The 18,640-nt window shown below is 44.3% G+C and carries 20 protein-coding genes; 6 read left to right on the forward strand and 14 right to left on the reverse strand.

All coding sequences use genetic code 11. From position 1 onward, the window contains the following. Positions 1-575: 575 nt before the first annotated feature. The 7 genes from QUA57_RS07225 to QUA57_RS07255 all read right to left on the reverse strand — a co-directional run bounded on the left by QUA57_RS07225 (position 576) and on the right by QUA57_RS07255 (position 7,220). Positions 576-1,739, reverse strand: a complete 1,164-nt coding sequence (locus QUA57_RS07225; protein WP_333061701.1) for a GTPase — start codon at positions 1,737-1,739, stop codon at positions 576-578. 380 nt (positions 1,740-2,119) lie between these two features. Further along, a complete protein-coding gene (locus QUA57_RS07230) occupies positions 2,120-2,563 on the reverse strand; it encodes a hypothetical protein (RefSeq protein ID WP_333061703.1) in 444 nt (147 codons plus the stop codon). Between the two features lie 182 nt (positions 2,564-2,745). Next, complete coding sequence (locus tag QUA57_RS07235; protein ID WP_333061704.1) at positions 2,746-3,543, reverse strand: pentapeptide repeat-containing protein; 798 nt, start codon at positions 3,541-3,543, stop codon at positions 2,746-2,748. A gap of 21 nt (positions 3,544-3,564) precedes the next feature. Then, the gene (locus tag QUA57_RS07240; RefSeq protein WP_333061706.1) at positions 3,565-4,644 is read right to left on the reverse strand and encodes a glycoside hydrolase family 64 protein; all 1,080 of its coding nucleotides are present in this window, start codon (positions 4,642-4,644) and stop codon (positions 3,565-3,567) included. 111 nt (positions 4,645-4,755) lie between these two features. Then, positions 4,756-5,223: a CAP family protein gene (locus QUA57_RS07245; protein WP_333061707.1), complete on the reverse strand. Its 468-nt coding sequence runs from the start codon at positions 5,221-5,223 to the stop codon at positions 4,756-4,758. A 24-nt stretch (positions 5,224-5,247) separates the two neighbouring features. Further along, positions 5,248-6,198 carry a glycosyl hydrolase family 17 protein gene (locus QUA57_RS07250; protein WP_333061709.1) on the reverse strand — a complete coding sequence of 317 codons (951 nt, stop codon included), beginning with the start codon at positions 6,196-6,198 and terminating at the stop codon, positions 5,248-5,250. Positions 6,199-6,302: 104 nt separating this feature from the next. After that, a complete protein-coding gene (locus QUA57_RS07255) occupies positions 6,303-7,220 on the reverse strand; it encodes a chitinase (protein WP_333061710.1) in 918 nt (305 codons plus the stop codon). Positions 7,221-7,787: 567 nt separating this feature from the next. On the opposite strand from QUA57_RS07255, the gene QUA57_RS07260 reads away from it, so the two are divergent. Beyond that, entirely contained in the window at positions 7,788-8,036 is a 249-nt protein-coding gene (locus QUA57_RS07260) for a gamma-aminobutyric acid A receptor, epsilon-like protein (protein WP_333061712.1), read from the forward strand. 133 nt (positions 8,037-8,169) lie between these two features. On the opposite strand, the gene QUA57_RS07265 is transcribed toward QUA57_RS07260, so the two are convergent. Beyond that, positions 8,170-8,526 (reverse strand): hypothetical protein, encoded by a 357-nt coding sequence (locus tag QUA57_RS07265; protein WP_333061713.1) that lies wholly within the window; start codon positions 8,524-8,526, stop codon positions 8,170-8,172. Between the two features lie 121 nt (positions 8,527-8,647). Here QUA57_RS07265 and ychF point away from each other — a divergent pair, with 121 nt between their 5' ends. Then, the gene (gene ychF / locus QUA57_RS07270; protein WP_333061714.1) at positions 8,648-9,739 is read left to right on the forward strand and encodes a redox-regulated ATPase YchF; all 1,092 of its coding nucleotides are present in this window, start codon (positions 8,648-8,650) and stop codon (positions 9,737-9,739) included. Positions 9,740-9,760: 21 nt separating this feature from the next. Continuing rightward, positions 9,761-10,126, forward strand: a complete 366-nt coding sequence (locus tag QUA57_RS07275) for a phage holin family protein (protein ID WP_333030414.1) — start codon at positions 9,761-9,763, stop codon at positions 10,124-10,126. Positions 10,127-10,277: 151 nt separating this feature from the next. On the opposite strand, the gene QUA57_RS07280 is transcribed toward QUA57_RS07275, so the two are convergent. The 3 genes from QUA57_RS07280 to QUA57_RS07290 form a co-directional block, all read right to left on the reverse strand. After that, complete coding sequence (locus tag QUA57_RS07280; protein ID WP_333061715.1) at positions 10,278-10,709, reverse strand: NUDIX hydrolase; 432 nt, start codon at positions 10,707-10,709, stop codon at positions 10,278-10,280. 170 nt (positions 10,710-10,879) lie between these two features. Further along, positions 10,880-11,332 carry a DUF3531 family protein gene (locus QUA57_RS07285; RefSeq protein WP_333038358.1) on the reverse strand — a complete coding sequence of 151 codons (453 nt, stop codon included), beginning with the start codon at positions 11,330-11,332 and terminating at the stop codon, positions 10,880-10,882. Between the two features lie 128 nt (positions 11,333-11,460). Next, positions 11,461-12,477 carry a Sll0314/Alr1548 family TPR repeat-containing protein gene (locus QUA57_RS07290; RefSeq protein ID WP_333038355.1) on the reverse strand — a complete coding sequence of 339 codons (1,017 nt, stop codon included), beginning with the start codon at positions 12,475-12,477 and terminating at the stop codon, positions 11,461-11,463. A gap of 407 nt (positions 12,478-12,884) precedes the next feature. Between QUA57_RS07290 and QUA57_RS07295 the strand changes: the two genes are divergently transcribed. From QUA57_RS07295 to QUA57_RS07305, 3 genes are all read left to right on the forward strand, one after another. Continuing rightward, on the forward strand, positions 12,885-13,556 hold the full coding sequence (locus tag QUA57_RS07295; RefSeq protein WP_333038351.1) for an energy-coupling factor ABC transporter ATP-binding protein: 672 nt from the start codon (positions 12,885-12,887) through the stop codon (positions 13,554-13,556). 90 nt (positions 13,557-13,646) lie between these two features. Next, entirely contained in the window at positions 13,647-14,390 is a 744-nt protein-coding gene (gene rsmG / locus QUA57_RS07300) for a 16S rRNA (guanine(527)-N(7))-methyltransferase RsmG (RefSeq protein ID WP_333061716.1), read from the forward strand. Between the two features lie 25 nt (positions 14,391-14,415). Beyond that, positions 14,416-15,201, forward strand: a complete 786-nt coding sequence (locus QUA57_RS07305) for a glucose 1-dehydrogenase (protein ID WP_333061718.1) — start codon at positions 14,416-14,418, stop codon at positions 15,199-15,201. A 182-nt stretch (positions 15,202-15,383) separates the two neighbouring features. Here the strand turns inward: QUA57_RS07305 and QUA57_RS07310 are convergent, their stop codons facing one another. The 3 genes from QUA57_RS07310 to rpiA form a co-directional block, all read right to left on the reverse strand. Further along, complete coding sequence (locus QUA57_RS07310) at positions 15,384-16,139, reverse strand: Fe-Mn family superoxide dismutase (protein ID WP_333061720.1); 756 nt, start codon at positions 16,137-16,139, stop codon at positions 15,384-15,386. A gap of 214 nt (positions 16,140-16,353) precedes the next feature. Continuing rightward, positions 16,354-17,538, reverse strand: coding sequence for an aldo/keto reductase (locus QUA57_RS07315; protein WP_445304462.1), 1,185 nt, complete (start codon positions 17,536-17,538; stop codon positions 16,354-16,356). Between the two features lie 355 nt (positions 17,539-17,893). Continuing rightward, positions 17,894-18,610, reverse strand: a complete 717-nt coding sequence (rpiA, locus tag QUA57_RS07320; RefSeq protein WP_333061722.1) for a ribose-5-phosphate isomerase RpiA — start codon at positions 18,608-18,610, stop codon at positions 17,894-17,896. Positions 18,611-18,640: the final 30 nt, after the last annotated feature.

Here is an 18,640-nt window from a genome sequence, read left to right on the forward strand (position 1 = left end):
TCCGCGATCGCATCGACTGCTTCCTTTTTCGTTGCAATCGCCCACAAGCAACACCGTCTCAATTTCAAACTTTTCTAAAATGACTTAATATGGACTGCTTAAGTATGATACTCAAACAGTTGAAAATCCTGGCTACTGCTTTACTTATGGTTTGTCTAGGGGCTGTGGTTTCAGTTAAAGTACAAAATCATACCACAGTCTGCGGTGACTTTTCAGCGAAGACCCGGTTTCGAGTCCATACAACCTGTTCGATAATATCGGCCGCTTTTTTACTCCGCCCGATCGCGCGATCGCGTCTTGGAGGGCGATCGGACGTTTGTTTTTTGTAGGAGTCTTGGGTTAGTACCTTGGCGATCGCATTGCATTGGCGTTATTGTTAAACTGATCGGGAAGTAAACTATAAGATGCTAGGACTTACTCACCAAAACGAAGTTTCAAGGGTTTGAGACCTACTCCTGGCCGAGAGAGAGGCCTGAAAACCTCATGGTCTCATTCCTGTTTGGTCTCGGTGCGTCGTAAATCCTAGATACTACTCATGAAGTACCTCTGGCAAGCCAAGTTAATTACACTCTAATTTAAGCGATTGCCTGACCCATGATGAATCTTGTAACTGTCTCTCGTATATAGTCAGGATTCTTTAACTTTTCAAGATCGATTTTGAAGAAAACTTCTTGAGTCGCTTGTTTTTTGTATGTTCTGAATGCCTCTTGAAGACGCTGCTTTTCTTCAAGTTTAGCTCCTGTTGCCAAGAAATGATTCACAGTAGCTAGCATTGAAACTGTAGTAGTTATAGCAGCAATAGCGGCGGGGAGATCGAGCACTCCTGTGGGAGGTATGAATGACTGTACGAACAAAAAAACATTAGAATAAATTGCCTCACTTGCAAAAGAAGGTAGCAACGAAATAGCAGCTTTAGGAGCAAGTGCTTTGCCAGTGTAAAGATAGTAAAGCGAAGCAATTGCAGAAACCTGGGTTGCTACAATAAAAGCTGCACTGCCTGGGAGCAAAACTTGACTTGAAACAGCGACCAAGGCACTTGCTATTATCTTGATTGCATAGGATTGCTTCTCAGCCATATGTCGGGCCAGTAAAATATTCTTTCCCTGTCCCTGCAAAAAACTCTCTATGTCTCTTCTAAGTTCATCCACACCTCGTACATCTAGTGGCTCATTAGATTTAGTTTCGGGATCGTAACCAAACGCACAGACTGGATAGATTTTATCAATATGAAGATGCGTCTTCCATTGCTCTTTGATACCTTCTAAAGTAGAGGGAGTATGCCTATCCCACTCATCGATCTTGTTCAGAACTACAAATATACTACTACAGCTTGCGCGAAGATCGTCAATGTATTTTTTTTGGGTTCCATCTGAAGATCCAGTAACAACTAATACCCCTACATCAATGTGTTCTAGAAATTCTTTTGTAACTTTGCTATTTTCAGAACGGACATCATCAAGACCTGGTGAATCTATAAGTTTTACACGATCCAATTGGAATATTTTTAGCTTAGTCGTAACTCCTGACTTCGCACCGACTGCTGCGAGAATATCTGCCCGCTCTCTCTTTAAAAAAGCATTAATTAATGAACTTTTACCGGAGCTGACTTTGCCAATAAAAGCCATATTCAATGTTTTAGAAAAATCGGGATATTTTTCTTCAGTCAAGCTTTCTACCTTTTTGAAAAAAAATTCGTCATCCCAAGCAGAATCGTATGCAGTAGATACATCGTTTGCCATACCAACCTCGTTGAATTTGGGTTCTATAAAACTACTGTACGGGGTTCAACCCAAGAAAGCATCTAACTCATAGTTGAGTTAGATGCCCATAAAAAAGATCAGGCATAAGCTAAACCTAAGTGGGGGAAGCAACCTAAACTTTTGGTTAGGTGTCGCTCTAAAAGAAAGGCCGGCAAAGGCTTGGCCGAAAGAGGGATGAAAGGAATTACAGATCCGTAATTTCAGGAGTTATTTTATAGTAAACGGGGGCGATCGCGCCTCTTGGCTACAGCTTACTATTGTGAGGGAGGAAGTTTTGGGGCGATCGCTTGTTGCTAGGAAGAGATCGCTCTTTTTTTATACGACTATTGGTTAGCCCCAAAGCGATCGCATCTCGCAGTTTAGTCGGTTATTCCTTTTGCTATCTTAAAAGCCTTCTCCGGTGATGTCGTGTTTGAGATCCTTTGTGAAGCATGGATATCTGCTGGTTTTTTAGCCGCCTCAATAGCAGCCGCCTTAAAAAGGCTCTTATCTACTTCATTTGTAAGCCATCTTGCACCAGCAACTCCGACAAGAATCGCACCAGCGAAAGAGGCAAGGCTTAATGGAGCATCCAGAGCGGCAAGTATATTAGCTCCTGCTATTGGACCATATAATCCCCATGAAACAATGCCTGAAACAGCACCAATTAAAATATTACCCATATATCCAGGTTTCACGATTGTGAAATCTTTATCCTCTATTTTTTTAGGTAATATAAATCCATTCTGAGTCAGAAGGGCATTTACAGCACCTCCTATTGCTCCTGCTAGAAGAATTAAAAAAAAAGCAATTCCAACTTTCATGATTTTCTCCTAAATGGCTTCAACTTAATACTCTGTTCCAATTTCAAAGTAAGTAACAAGCTTGTAGACTATTTCGGCTTGTGGTTCCCCGATCAAACCACTGTAGGGGGATAAACCAAAGAAAGGATCTAAGCTTAAGGAGGCGATCGCTTCGCTTCCTTAAGCTGCTCCATTAACTGCTTTCAAGGTAAACCTAGTTGATCGCGTAACTCTTGGTCATAGTGGGCTGTTTCCCAGTTTTGGGCAGCTTTAACTTGCTCTGGGGTTAGGTTTTTAGCTCCGTTGAGATGGGTTTCTTTGAGGTTGGCTCCATTGAGGTTGGCTCCATCTAATGATGCTCCACTAAGGTCGGTTTCACTAAGATTGGCATCCTTTAACCATGCCCCATTAAGATTAGAACCTTTGAGGTTGGCTTTGTTAATCCAAGCTTTTTCGAGGCTCGATCCACCGAGTTGAGCTTTTTCCAGTTTGATCCCCTCTAAATTTGCTTCTGGAGCTTTCAGCCCTTGCAAACTAACCCCATCTTTATTCAGGTCTTGCAAAGCCTGAATTCTTCCTCCACTACCGTTTTGACCCAACGCTGAATTAATAACCGTCCATGCTTGATAGTGTGCTTGCTTCTGTCGTTTTGGTGCTTCCCAAACATAGCGACCCAACCCAATGACAACAGTTATTACTATCCCACTTTGTAATAATTTCACAGATCCTTTGCGGAGCAAAGCCCATTTTTTCTTGGTAGGTAAGTGCAGTGCCCACTTAGCCCAAGTAGTATGTATGTTCCACCAATTCTTAGTCTTAGGGTACGGATCGATAGGTTCTTCTGACCTGAGATCGTATAAACGGCGATAAATGTCTATCTCCATATTCAACCGCTTTGCTTCACACACTAAGTCATACTCGCGCTGCAATCGGTCTGGACCATCGTAGACTCTGGCAAAACTTTCTCTCAGAGCCTCAATTTTTGGTGTATTGTTGTTCATAAACTCCAAAGTTTTATCCGCTCAATCCCAACTTATAACTACCTTTAATTCTTCCGGGTTATGATGTTCAAGCAAGGTACTTTGCTCGCAAACATCATCAAAGGGAAATCCATAAGCTTTGTTATCTATGCTGTGAAGATGCCAGAACTGTGCATAGTAATTAGCCGGAGCATTTTTATAATACTCATCTGGATTATACCGATTTTCTGGACTGCCTAATATGTGCCTGTTGAGCATAGCGCTCACTTGAGATTGAATCACTTTTTCAGTAGCATCGCCTTTAGCAAATGCTCCCGCACACTCAAAAACTTCGGCAGAGGTGGGATAATCGATTATATATTTCCTATTCACATCACCATCCTTTGTAAAGGCAAAAACCTTGTTTTCTACCTTTCCCGTAAAAGTTCCCTCATGTGTAGTAAAAACCAGTTCGTTTGACGCATAATATTGCCACATTTCAGCAATGTAGCTATCGAAGTATGTTTCGTAATTTTGACCACGAGAAAAATTACCTTTAAAAGGCGCTACGATTCTGTAGGGTGCCTGAACCAGAGATTGAAATTCGGTTGGTACACTTGCCATGTATTCACTGAATAAAGCACTTCTAGATTCAGTTATTCCCAGTTTTTTTGAAAATCCATCTGATGCAGTCAACTCAACTGTCATTGGGAAACCAAACTGATCTACTTGAGTGGTATTACCGTGAAAACCAGCATCATCAATAGTAAATTCTAACCAATCAAAATAAACGTCTGCATTGGGGTCAGATGGATTAGCTGGATTTGGGCCAACAAAACCATATCCATTGTTGACAATTTTCAGATACGTTGGCGAGCCGAGACTAATATATGCTCTACCAGAATCGATTTTAGGAACTTGTATTTCGGTAACTTCACTGACTGTATGCAAATAATTGCACCAGTTTTGTTCATTTTTGGTCAGATAACCGGGCGCATCGTTATCACTATCATTGCAGGGGACTAAATTACCATCTTTGTCTACATGACAAAATTGACCTGTGGAATTTTTGCCGATGATAACAAAGTAAATCTGCTCAGAGGAATATTTTCCTCCAGTGTTATTGGTGAATGAAAATTTCATAATGTTTTCCTAATCAAGAAGCGAGTTGGTAATTATGGGGAAAAGCTAAACATTCCTATCGAAAAGCTTTTCTCATTCAAGAGCTAGACTCAACTCTATATGTAATTGTCGTTAGAAAGCAGGTTTTCCTAGAAAGTTCCCTGGAGGGCTGTAACGGCAAACTAAGATATCATTGCCATTGGCGCTAGCGATCGCACAACCAACTTCTGTAGTGTTCCTCCAGACAACCTGGGTATAGTGACCAACATCTTGCCACTTTCCAGTAGAGCTAACATTGGGGAATGTACCACCGATAAAATACTGCTTTTCGTTTCCAAAACTCTCAATCATTTGGGTATAACTAAAGTAGCCAGATGCTCCCATCCAGAGGTTTTCGCCTTCACCCGTGTTCTGGCTATGTTGCAAGGTTCCTCCCAAGGAAGCAAGGTAGTCTGCCCACTCCTGAGCATGATTGGCTAAAGTATCAGACCAAGTGAGTGGAGGAACGCCTACTTCTGCCCGGTACTGGTTATGAGCATTAAGAATTTCTTGAGCTATTGAGTTTTGCGGTGCTGTCACAGATGGATTAGTATTAGACATCATTTTCTCCTTTGTTTTGTGCAGTTAAACTTTCTTTTGCTTGTACTCGCCTTGGTCATTGAGATACCAGATTCCGTAGTGTCCTTCGGCAGAATATTGTGAGTTATGATTGCTTTTCCAAGGTTCGTCAAATGCCTCAAAAAAGTAAGTGGTCACCCGATTTTCAAATGCCCACTTGTCAATTGCTTCATAATAAGCGAGGAGGTTTGCCACATTATTGTTTGTGTTGTTAAAGCTAATTCCCTCTGATGGCCACCCTGTTTCGCCAATCATCATCTCGCATGGGGGATTAACGTCTGAAACGGCTGTTTTGATTTGATAAAAAGCCTGACCTACTGCATTCACACCATCTTGAGGTGTGACAGACTCTGAAGCTGGATAAAGATTGCATTGGATAAAATCGCAATTCTGAATAAGTCCTTTTAGCTCGTTGTAATAGGCGCTGTTAGGATTGGCAATTTCACCAAAGGTATTCGAGCGAACACCCACTTTAATACCGAGATTGTGAGCTTTTTCCTTGTTAGCCACAATCATCTGATTGACCGCATTTGCTTTCTCAGCATCGGTGACATATTCATTGGTGAAAACGAAAGAAGTCACCGTGTTTGGGTAAGAAGTGTTCGCTAAGGATGCCGCAGCAAAAGCAGCATCGATTTCTGCCTGCTGTAGCGCCATGTCAATCTGCTGTTGCTGGTTAGTCTGTTGATAAATTCCCTGACTAACTTCAAAGGCGATTTTACCCCGAAGTTGATTCAACTGGGCAGCGGCACCAACAATATGACAGTTAGAATTGACCTGATTCCAGGGTGTTGTGGGCGGGTATCCGTCATAGCCCATACTGTAGGTACTTATCTTGTTGAAATACGGTTCGATGATTTCCAGCATCCGAACAATATCCTGCTGGCTGTATGAGTTCCACAATTGATTCGCGGGGCCAACATACGGACTAAAAGCTACACCAAGAAATTCAGACATAGTGATACTTCCATCTTGCAATGAGATGTATTTTGTGCAAGGGTTCCAGATAAGTTGTGCGGCGCGTCTAGAACACTTGCCAAAAACTTTTTGAAACAGAATCTTTAGTAGTGCGCCATGTTTTCGCAAAAGATGATCTCACCCATGTTTACACCCAACATCTGGGTAAAACGCTCGTAGAAACCCACCCTGTCGCGAACCTTGTCATTAGTAGGGATGCTACATTCAAGACCGCCATTGATGATGTTGATAGTCATGCCAAATCCAGGTGCACGTCCCTTGCTGGCATCGTCAGGAGAGGGTGTCCAACCGCCAGTCATTACTGCGTGACAAGAAGGCTTGGGTGGCTGCGAGGTCATCCAGAACCACAGAGCAGTTTGGAAGGCGATGACGCCATCTGACTTAACCAGGTCAGGGTTATTAAGCAAATCCGCGCCCAAGACTTCGCCCATCTGACCGTAGTTGTAGTTCCACGACAGTTGTATGGGCCCACGACCGTGATAGGAACAACCAGGCACACAAGGATAGGTGGTATTCGATGCCTCGCAATATTGACTTGGGGGGTTTTGCTCTTCGATAAAGTGCAGACCCCAAGCAAAACGTCCACCAGGAGCAGCGTCCCAACCTCCCGTCGTCTCGTGGGCAATATTTGCTAAGAACGCGGCTGCCTCCTGTTTGCGTTGCTCATCTGAACCCTCATTGCAAAACTGCGGGTACTTCTGAGTTGCCGTCACCAGACTGTCATAAGCGTACAAAGCGTTACGGTTGGGGAACATGGCTTCATAAGTTTCAGAAGATATAATACTTGCGAAACCATTACCTCCTGGCAAAGTGACAGACCCGTTAGGAATGCAGAGTTCCTGACCTACTGGCAAATTGCTAGCATCATTGTCTGTCAATGAGCTGCCATCTGGTTTTTTAATTTCACGCCAACGATTACCATCACCTAATTGTTCTTGAGCGATGTTATAAGGCGTATTTCCAGCCTCTACTATGTACGAGCGGCCAACTGTACAAGACATAAATTGCCTCAACTGAGTAGGTTGTTCAAATTTGAAAGTAACCAACAAGCTTGTAGACTATTTCTGCTTGCGATTCCCTCTGTAAACCCACTGTAAGGTGATACACCCAAGGAAGGTGCTAGCCTGTAGTTGAGTTTTCTGCCCATACAAAAGACCTCCCATGAAGCTGACTCTTAATTGAGGGAATAACCTGTACTTTTGGCTAGGTGTCGTGCAAAACTACAGGCTAGCAAGGCTTTTCGGACGGCGATCGATTTTAGATTTTAGATTTTAGATTTTAGATTTTAGATTTTAGAATTGCTCCCACGGGCTGTAGCGATCGCAGGTGATGAGTACGCTACGCTTTTTTCAAGGGCTCACGGCCTGTACCGGGGGGCTGTGACCAAATTGCTTCCGGTCAGCATAAAAAATTAAATACAGATAAACCCGGTTGCTTTCGTCTACTCCAAAAAGCTGATTAAAAAAGATGCAAAATATCAACTTTAATAAATTTTCACTATTTAGATAGATGCCGTATTTTTAGTTTTTTATCTAGCATGATTGTATCGAGTTATTAATAGAATTGCCGTGATTTTTCCTAACCCTACTCCGTTTCCCGGCCCGCAGATTCCCAGCACCGAACCGGGGCTGCCGACTATACCCGCATCGCCACCAGTGCCGGGTCCCGTTCCCGAACCGATTCCCGGGATAGTACCGGAACCGGTACCTGCGCCAATTCCCCAGCCAATTCCTGAACCGGTGCCGGAAACTGTACCCTCTCCAATTCCTCAGACAGTGCCGGAGCCTATTCCTCAGACAATCCCTGAACCTGTATAAATTATGTTTTAGTCGATCGCGAAATTTAAGATTGTTTGTGAGGTCGATCGCAAAAACCGACTTTCTCCCAAGTCCCCAATCTTTTTGATGAATATCAGACTTGAAAAAACTCGGTTTTTGCGTAGATTATCGATTAATTGAAGTTGAGCGCAGTCTCTTTACAAACGTCAACAGCAGCTAAATCAGTCGATCTGCCGTCAGCGTATTCGGCCCTGACATCAAAAACACAGCCCGCATCCGAGTCCACGTAGTCAGCTTGATCCCACTGAAACTCTGCCTTTTCCCGATCGGCAATCGGGGCGTTTAACTCGTTTTTTCCCCAAGTATCCTGATCGGGAGGAGACATATAGACGGCTGTCATCGTCTTGCCACTGTTGTTAATTACCGAAATTGTGACCGTCTGAGCGAAAACGCTAGCTGCTGTGAGCGCTAAAAGAGGCAGCGACAGCCCCACAGCCATCGTTACTTTGCTTAACCACTGGTTAACCATTGAGTCATCTACCTCAAGTTGTATATTTATTCAAGCTTAGCTTTAGAAGTTAGAAAGCACAAGTCAGATATATTGCTATTGCTTATGATATTTTGAAACAGTGATATGTTTCTAAATAGCTATGCTTACTGCCGGAATTGTCGGACTGCCTAATGTTGGCAAATCTACTTTGTTTAATGCTCTGGTTGCTAATGCCAAGGCGACTGCTGCTAATTTTCCTTTCTGTACGATCGAGCCAAATACGGGTATCGTGGCAGTGCCAGACGAACGGTTGAAGGTGCTGAGCAATATTTCCAATTCCGTGCAAACTGTGCCGACGCGGATGGAGTTTGTGGATATTGCGGGTTTGGTGAAGGGGGCGAGTCAGGGAGAAGGACTGGGAAATCAGTTTTTGTCTCACATTCGGGCCGTAGATGCGATCGTCCACGTTGTCCGCTGTTTTGAGAATGACGATATCATTCACGTTGCGGGTTCTGTCGATCCGATCCGAGATATTGACATTATCAATCTCGAATTAATTCTAGCAGATTTAGCTCAAATTGAACGCCGGCTCGATCGCACTCGCAAGCTGGCCCGCAACAACAAGGAAGCTCAGGCCGAAGTGGATGTGCTCGAAAAATTGGTCGCTGTTTTGAATGCGGGGAAACCGGCGCGGCAGTATAATTTCACAGATGAAGAAGCTGAATTAGTTAAAGGTTTGGAATTACTGACCAACAAACCAATTATCTATGCTGCTAATGTATCTGATGACGATTTAGCAACGGGAAATAGCTATGTCGAACAAGTGCGGGAAGTAGCAGCTAAAGAAAATGCTAAGGTTGTCATAGTTTCGGCGCAAGTTGAGTCAGAATTGGTGGAGTTATCCGAGGAAGAACGAACGGATTTCCTAGAATCTCTGGGGGTAAAAGAAGGGGGCTTGAAATCTCTGATTCGAGCTACTTACGAATTATTGGGTTTGCGGACTTATTTTACTAGCGGCCCGAAGGAAACTCGCGCTTGGACAATTATCGCGGGAATGTTAGCACCGCAAGCTGCGGGGGTTATTCACTCGGACTTTGAACGGGGTTTCATCCGGGCCGAAACTGTGAGTTATGAAGATTTGGTTGCTACGGGCGCGATGAATGCAGCTAAGGAAAAAGGCTTAGTTCGCAGTGAAGGAAAAGAGTATGTTGTACAAGAGGGGGATGTGCTGTTGTTCCGATTTAATGTTTAGCCTTTTTAAGGAGATGAACACATGGATATCGTTTCGCTGGCAATTGCTTGGCTGGTAACTTCGGTGAGCTTTTTTATTATTTCCAAGTTGCCCATCGGGGTGGACATTGACACTTTTGGAAAAGCGATGATTTCGGCGGCGGTTTTTGGATTGCTGAATGCTTTGGTGCGGCCGCTTTTTGTGGTTTTGGGTTTTCCATTGGTGTTGGTAACTTTTGGTTTGTGGATAATTGTTATCAACGCGATTATCTTTGGATTGGCGGCTTGGCTAGTGGATGGATTTCGCTTGCGGTGGGGAATTTGGAGTGCTTTGCTGGGTGCTATAGCCCTCGGTTTTATCAACTCTTTGCTTTATGAGCTGTTGCGGACTCTGCCTAGTGTAAGATAGAGAAAGGTAACGCGCTGGGCGGAAGGAAGGGGCGGGTTTATTCATCCTGTTAGTTATCGCAAATATTTCAGGTGAAACCCGCCCCTAATGCAAATATTTTAGGTTTAATTCCCCCATATCAGGTATGTATTTTTTGGTATTGGTTGAGTTTTTAGCCTTCGCAGTAGTCGATAAATTGCTCTGGAACTAGGCGCAATTCGGCCGATCGAAAGCGCTCGATCGGCATCCAAAGTGCGGTAAATACCCACTCTCCGTCTGCAAAAGCTAGACTTTCCAATTGATAAAATTTGGGATCGACAAATTCGCACTGATAAAGTTGTATTAGCTCGTGTCCGGCTTGGTCATTAAAAATAAAAAAATTTTCCAAACAAGCCAAATATTTGATATTTGTTAACTCGGCTTTAATTTCTTCTTGAAACTCTCTTTGCAAAGCGTCGATACTGTGTTCTCCGAATTCTATGCCACCGCCCAGAGATCGGTAAAATGTGTCTTGTTTGACCGGATCTTCGCATTGTGACACGAAAATGCGATCGCCCGATCGAATTAATCCTAAAACAATTACGCGAATTGTACCTTTTTGCATAATTAGTCATCAATCATTAACTGGTTCCTAGGCTATGCCTAGGAATCAATGTCCAGAGGCTCTGCCTCGCTTTCGGAGCAGCAAAATAGGAGGCAGAGCCTCCGGGTATGTGTTACCAGGCAGAGCCTAGTAACGAGTAGAATCCGCCCCTAATGAGTAATCACTAATCACTAATTATCAGCAGCAAAAGTCTCTCGACGGCGACTGGTGTCAACGGGCCAGTTTCTATTTTCCCCGCCAATAATGAGTTTTTCAATGGTTACGAATTCTTTGCTGAGTTGCTGGAAAACATTAATCAAAACATCGAGGCCAATCGCATCGCTAGTGCCCAAATCAAACCAGCAGCGAGCCCAAGAACCTTGATACTCCATTTCTCCCATATTGTGCATCAAAGCCATCATGCTTTGGTCGGCTAGATTAACATCGTAATTCATCTGACTGATATCTAAGCCTTCATCTTGAACTTGCAAATTTTCCGCATTAAATCCTCCCAGTTTTCCCAAGAAAAACCAAGAGTCAAAAACTTCTTCAACATACTGTTTTTCACCGTTTGAAGGCACGTTGCTGAACTTCAGCCAAATCCAGAGGTCAAAGGGGTTAAACTCGCGAAACTCTACTTGCATCAATTTTTTCAAAGAAAGGGAATGGAATTGCAGGAATTGGATTGCAGGAGAGAGGAAAATTGGGAGAGAGGGAGACAGGGAAAATTTTCCTGCTGACTCCTGACTTCTGACTTCCCCTCTCACTCTTTTTATAGTGGTGGTAAGGCTGCCGGCCCCCAGACTCCATCTGCATCTCTGATTTTATCGCGCATCGGGTCGCAGGCGCGAGATTGGCTGTCGAGACGGTTACGGGTTCTGCACTGCTGAAAGAAGATGTCGGCTACTAAACTGCGCGGCAGTTGGTCGGGTTTTGCTAAGGCTGCGTCGAAGTTTTTTCGGGCTTCCTCAAGTAAGGTTTTGTTACCGTCTTTTCCCTGGGATTGGGAAAACAAAATTTGTGCTTTTAGATAGAGAACTTCGGGATTGTTTGGCGTTTCTGCTAGGGATTTGTTCGCAAATTCTAAAGCGCGATCGTACTTTTTCAAGTCTCTATACCCTACTGCCATGCCGCGATAAGCTAAATAGCGGGGAGAGGCTTTTTGTTCGAGTCTTTGAATTGCTTCGTTGGGGTTGGAAAAGGGCAGGTTTGTGGCTAGCATTAAGTCCATGTAGCCTTTGATTAGGTTTAGTTCTGGGTCGTTGGGGGCTATTTTGTCGGCGGCATCTAGGTATTGAAATACTACTCGCAATTTACTCAAAGCTTGGGGCGCGCCTTTGGCGGTTCCTTCTTTGGCTATAATGTTCGCCCCTTCTAGAAAGTGACCTGCTGCTGTGTAAATATTGCCGCGCAATGGATTAGTTTTTGCCAATTTTTCGCCTACTTCACGGGTTTTTTGCGCGTAGGAATTCATCGAGTTTAAGTCCTCCTCGATGTATGAGATGGAGGCTGCCATTGCATAGGCTAGCGGCTCGTTTGGTTCGGCTGATAGTGCTTGTTGAATTTGAGTTTTTGCTTGTTTGTAGTTTCCTTGCTGAAACATTGTTTTGAAAGCGGTTTCGGTGTTGGGCCCGATCGCCTGCGGGTTGCTGCTGCGAAAGGGATCGCCCGCTAATGCCGAGTTAATGCAGATGCTGAGGGCGATCGCCAGTGCAGGAGCGATCGCCCGCACTGTCTGTTTAGAACTTAACATTTGCTTGCCAAGCGATGCTAAAGGGGTTTTCGTCATCGTCAATTCTCTCAATGTAATATACTGTATACTAGAAACAAGAGAGTTAAATTTTCAGACTTTCGGGCCGCGACCAAAAAAAGAGTGAAATTTGCTTGATTTTTTAGGGTTTTTGAGGTACATTTTAATAATGTAAGTGTGACTTATAATAGATTAAAGTACATATTTTCATTATTAGAATATACCATGAAAAAGCAGAAAAATCAAACACCACTCATGAAAAAAAGGAAATTTTTGTTAAGATTTATGTAAAATAATTGTGTGCCATCGACCCCACCCAAAAACAGCCTTAACTATCAATAGCACAACCAGAAGTTCCCCGCTCCAACAATAACTATTTTTCTGATTGTTGACTGTTGAGTGTTAAGAACTGCCAACTGCCAACTGCCAACTAACAACTGCCGTTAATGCTTTATCTAAAAAACTTAGTATATCATCCCACCGCCTGTCCGAATCCTATTCTGAAAAATATTAACTTAGAACTGCCCTCGCAGCAAATGGGGCTGATTGTGGGTCGCAGCGGTTCTGGCAAAAGTACGCTATTAGAAATATTAGCAGGTTTAGCGGAAAAAACTAGCGGGGACATCCGTTGGCGGGAACAAGAATTAACACCGGAACACTTGCAACAGTTAGGAGGTTTAGTGTTCCAGTTTCCAGAAAGACATTTTTGCGGCGGCACAATTTTAGAAGAATTACGGTTGGGTCATCCTGAATTGGGACAAGAACAAATTAACTCAGCAATGGCAGAAGTGGGACTAGGACATTTGCCGCTGCGCGCTTCTCCCCACGCTTTGAGCGGCGGACAACAGCGGAGGGTAGCCCTGGCGGTGCAGCTAATTCGGCAGCCGCATTTGCTACTTTTGGACGAACCGACGGCGGGTTTGGATTGGTCGATGCGTCGGCAGTTGGTAAGCTTGTTGAGTAAGTTGAAAAGTCACTGGACTTTGTTGATTGTAACTCACGATGCTAGCGATTTGTTGAGCGTTGCTGACCGATTTTGGACTTTAGACCACGGGGATTTGCAGGAGGTCGATCGGTCTAAATTAGAAGCTAAGGAAACGAGTTTTGTTAGTCATTAGTCATTAGTTAGTGCGGGCTGGTCTACCGCATTATGAAGCATTTTTAAGTGCAGAGAATTTGCAGAGCTTACAAAAGAGTGGGAATAGAAGATGAATCAGATTACAATGCCTGTATTGCCCCAGATGAACGAGTTGTGGCAAAAAACGCTGAATTGGCAGCCGGATGAGTCCCAGCAGCAACAATTTCAGCGGCTTTATGAGTTAATTGTCGAGGGAAATCGCTCCTTGAATTTAACTCGAATTACTGAGCCGATGGAGTTTTGGGAAAAACATTTGTGGGATTCTCTGCGGGGAATTGCGAGACTGCTGCCAGCTAATCATAATTCGGCGGAAAATCCCGGATTAGGCGCCGAGTCGGTGCAGAAAGCGATCGATATCGGGACAGGTGGGGGTTTTCCGGGTCTGCCGATCGCGATCTCCCTGCCGCATTTATCAGTTACTTTGCTCGATTCTACGCGCAAAAAAATTACTTTTTTGGAAACAGTTGTGCCGTCTTTAGGGATAGAAAATGCTGCAACTTTGTTGGGGAGAGCCGATGAAATTGCCAGAGCGCCACAGCACAAACAAGCTTATGATTTAGCCGTTCTCCGAGCAGTTGGAGCAGCTCCTCTCTGCGCTAAATGCGCGCTGCCTCTGCTGAAAAATGGCGGTTTGGCTGTACTTTACCGGGGGAATTGGACGGTGGAGGAAGAAACGGAGTTGCAAAGGGCGATCGAGCATTTGGGCGGTAAAGTTGAGTCAGTCGAAGCATTCACAACGCCGACGAGTCAGGGGGCGCGGCACTGCGTTTACTTGCGGAAAGTTGTACAGCAGTTCGAGCGTCCCGTGCGCTAGCTATAGCCGTTTTTCAATACTAACTATGCTTGCCAATAAGATTGCACTTGTGACAGGTAGCTCGAAAGGAATTGGTGCTGGCATCGCCCTTGAATTAGCAAAATCTGGTGCAGATATTTGTGTCAACTATTCCGAGTCTCCAACATCTGCGCGAGAAATAGTCAACCAGATTCACTCTCTCGGCCGTCGCGCTATCGCGATTCAAGCAGATGTCTCCCAGCGCGACCAAGTGGAAAGGATGGTCGATAGGTGCGAACAAGAACTCGGTCAAATCGATATTTTAGTAACAAATGCGATCGCTAGCGTCCGAAACACCTTGCTGGAAACTAAATTTGAGGATTTACAGCGGACACTAGAAATAGGGGTGTACGGTGTGTTTCATGTATGTCAAATACTCGCCCGCCGTATGGTGGAAAGGAAGGCCCAAGGCTCGATTATCCATATCTCATCCCCCCACGCCCATTTTCCGTATAAGGGTGCGATTGACTACAACACCACCAAAGCAGCCTGTCATCACCTCGTTCTTTCTATGGCGAATGAACTGATGTGGCACAAAATTCGGGTCAACATCCTAGAGCCTGGGTGGACTGACACTCCGGGTGAGCGACGCTGGTATAGCGACGAATTGCTTGAGTCGTTTAGCAACCAAATGCCTCTTGGTCGGATGGGCTTCCCGGAAGACTTAGGCAAAGCAGCAGTTTTCCTGGCATCTGATGCAGCTAGCTACATCACGGGTAGCGTGTTAAAGGTAGATGGTGGATTGTACATTGAGGGCAGCCCGAGTTTCACAGCAGAATCTCAAAATAAGTAAGTAGGCGGCATTAAACTCAACCATCTAAAAGTATGGAAACATTGCTAAGTCAGCCACGTTTAAGGCTCAGGATATTTGACAATCGTTTACTTACTGAATTGCGTTTTACAGCGCCTACCTACTTAAAACAGAGTTTGTTGTTGGGCTGTCGGGGCTCGATCGCAACAACAAACTTTGTGGAACTAGGCGCTCGCCTTTTCGTAGCGCTTGTTAATTTCCGCCCAATTAACAACATTCCACCAAGCTTTTAAGTAGTCTGCGCGCAAATTTTGGTATTTGAGATAATAAGCGTGTTCCCAAACATCGTTACCCATAATTGGATAATTTCCCTCCATGAAAGGAGTGTCTTGATTGGCAGTAGTTGTAATCTCAAGTTTGCCAGCTTTATTGCGGACTAGCCACACCCAACCGCTGCCAAAACGCTTGGTACCAGCATCGTTAAATTTTGCTTTAAAATCGTCAACACTGCCGAAAGTTTGCTTAATTGCTGTTGCAATTGCCCCTGTGGGTTCGCCGCCGCCGTTGGGACTCATGATTTCCCAAAACATACTGTGATTTAGGTGTCCGCCGCCATTGTTACGAACGGTTGTGCGAATATCTTCCGGCACTTTGCTCAAATCTCGCAGCATATTTTCCGCAGTGATATTTTTGAGTTGCGGATATTTACTGACAGCATCGTTAAGGTTTTTAACGTAAGCAGCGTGGTGTTTGTCGTGGTGAAATTGCATTGTCCGCGCATCGATGTGCGGTTCTAAAGCATTGTATTCGTAGGGAAGAGGTGGCAGTGTAAAAGGCCCGGGGGTTTGGGCTATTTTTGGACTTTCTGCAACTGGACTTGCTTGCGATACATTATTTCCTGACGCTTGGCAAGCACCTGCGGTAATAGCTCCGACCGTGGCAGTCATCAAATACAAGAAATCTCGGCGTTTGAGAGTCATAAAAAGTACCTAAGTGAATTATTAACTGTTTTATCTCAGATTGAAGCAAAATGGGAGCGAGTTGAGAAAAAAAGTCCTATCGCCCGAATGGATGAGACGGATGGGCGATGGTTGTGAGAGTTTCTCAAGTATAGGCTAATTGTATGCGCGTAACTAACTCACGTGCTCCGGTTCATCAACCCGGTTTCTGTCTCGAAACCGGGTTTTTTTGCGATTATTCTTGGGACAAGCGTTGGATGGCTTCGCCTCCAAACAGTCGATCGGCTGCTTGAAGAATACCGGGAATTTTAGCAGCGTGGGGACTGTGGGCTAGGCAGCGGCGCAAGTCTAATTCATCGAGGCGATCGGCTTTTTGGCCCGGAAACCAGTGGCCCGCATTACCTAAAAGGTTGTAGCGCATCTTGCAATAGTCGATCGTATCGTAAGCCTGCGCCAAGTTCCACAGCCACAGAATCACATAAATATTAATACCTCCGGGAGTATTTTCTATAGTTGGTAAACCGACGTGCCAAGTCTTAAACCAATCTTCTCCTAATTTATCAATTGCTGCATTTTCTAATTTTTCTAATATCGGGGGCAAAATTTCATCGGCTCTATCTAACAATTCTACAGCTTTCAGATGCTCGTTAAAATCTTCAGGTTTTGCGGCGCCCAAACTCAAAGTGTGTACTTGCGGATGCGACAAACAAAACAAATCATTAAACACCATCGGACTCAACGGATAGCACAAGTCTACCAATTTTTGCGGCGGGCTGTAAAGTTGACCGCCTTTGTCCGAAGGACTGATAATAAAAACGCCCATATCGTGACGTTTAGCAGCTTCAATAGCTGGCCAATTAATTTGATTGATGTAGTACCAGTGCAAGTTAAGATAATCAAATTTATTAGTTTCAATTGTTTTGACAATCACATCCGTCGGGCCGTGGGTTGAAAAACCAATAAACCGAACTTTGCCTTCTGCTTGCAACTTTCGGGCCACATCCATGCAGCCGCCCGGACGCATAGACTCCTCTAGCAATTCCCACGTATTAATGCCGTGCAGCGACAGTAAATCGACGTATTCTAGTTGCAAATAAGCTAAGGATTTCTCAAATTCTTCGCGAAACTCTTGGGAGTTCGGTTTGGGGCTAACTTTCGTTTGCACTATCAACTTTTCGCGGGGAAAATTCGGAAAAATCCACCCCAATTGCATCTCGGAAGTGCCGTAACCGCGAGCAGTTTCTATGTGATTGATGCCGCATTCAATCGAATAGCTAATCGTCGATTCTAGATTTTGTTGATTGTCTGAGGGAATTTCATTGGCTGGCACGTCTTGCCATTTGTACTGATATCTCATGCCACCGCAGGAAAAGACGGGCATGGATAATTCTGTGCGACCGAATCTGCGATATTGCATCATCATAATCAAAGTCAAAGCTATAGAAGAAAGAAGTTCGGCAACGGATTTTTTAACGGTGTAACGGATGTCAGTCCGATGTCCGTCGGAAGTTGGGCAACGGATTCGTTTTCTTCGGATGTAACGGATGTAACGGATGTCAGTCCGATGTCCGTCGGAAGAAGGAAGAAGGAATATGTAACAATCCCCAGGGCTTGACTGATTAAGAACTTCTTAATAGTCTTGGCTGTTGCTATAGGGTAAAAAACCTTGTTTTTTGTATTTTTGCGGGTTGTAACTCGCATATTGCCGCATTCTCCTGAACAGGCAAGATGCCTGTTCCACAAAGAGTTTTTGACCACCAGTGCGGCAGTTTTGACTATTTAGAAATCTCCCGTACTACGGGTTTTCCGTCTTGGATTTCGCCGACTAAAACCAAATCTGTACAGTCTACAAACAAACCATTTTCTAACACACCGGGAATGTTATTCAAGCTTTTTTCCATTTCTCCGGGGTTGGCAATGTCATCAAATTTGACATCAATTACCATATTACCTTGATCGGTAATTACTGGGCCTGCTTTTTTCACGCCCATGCGGAGTTCGGGTTTGCCACCCAATTTTTCAATGGCGCGCATCACTGGTGTTAATGCCATCGGTATAACTTCGATGGGCACCCGAAAAGTCGAACCCAATTTATCTACGATTTTGGAACTGTCAACTACTACAATAAATTGAGTTGCGAGGTAATCGACTACTTTTTCGCGGGTGTGGGCTGCGCCGCCACCTTTAATTAAGTTGAGGTGGGGATCGACTTCATCAGCGCCATCAATAGCAACATCAATTCTATCAATTTCATCGAGTGTTGCCAGCGGTACTCCGTACTGTTTGGCTAACACTTCTGATTGAAAAGATGTCGGCACTCCCTTGATATCTTTAAGTTCACCTGATTTTATGCGATCGCCCAATGCTTGAATAGTATAAGCTGTAGTTGACCCAGTGCCGAGTCCGACAATCATACCAGATTTTACGCGATCGGCTGCAGCAAAGCCGACTTGCTGTTTCATCAATTTTACGGGATCTTGTTCTGTGGTCATGTTCGGTACTCCTTAATAGTTTTAAGATTA

The sequence above is a fragment of the Microcoleus sp. Pol7_B2 genome (assembly GCF_036701035.1).
Classification (GTDB): domain Bacteria; phylum Cyanobacteriota; class Cyanobacteriia; order Cyanobacteriales; family Microcoleaceae; genus Microcoleus.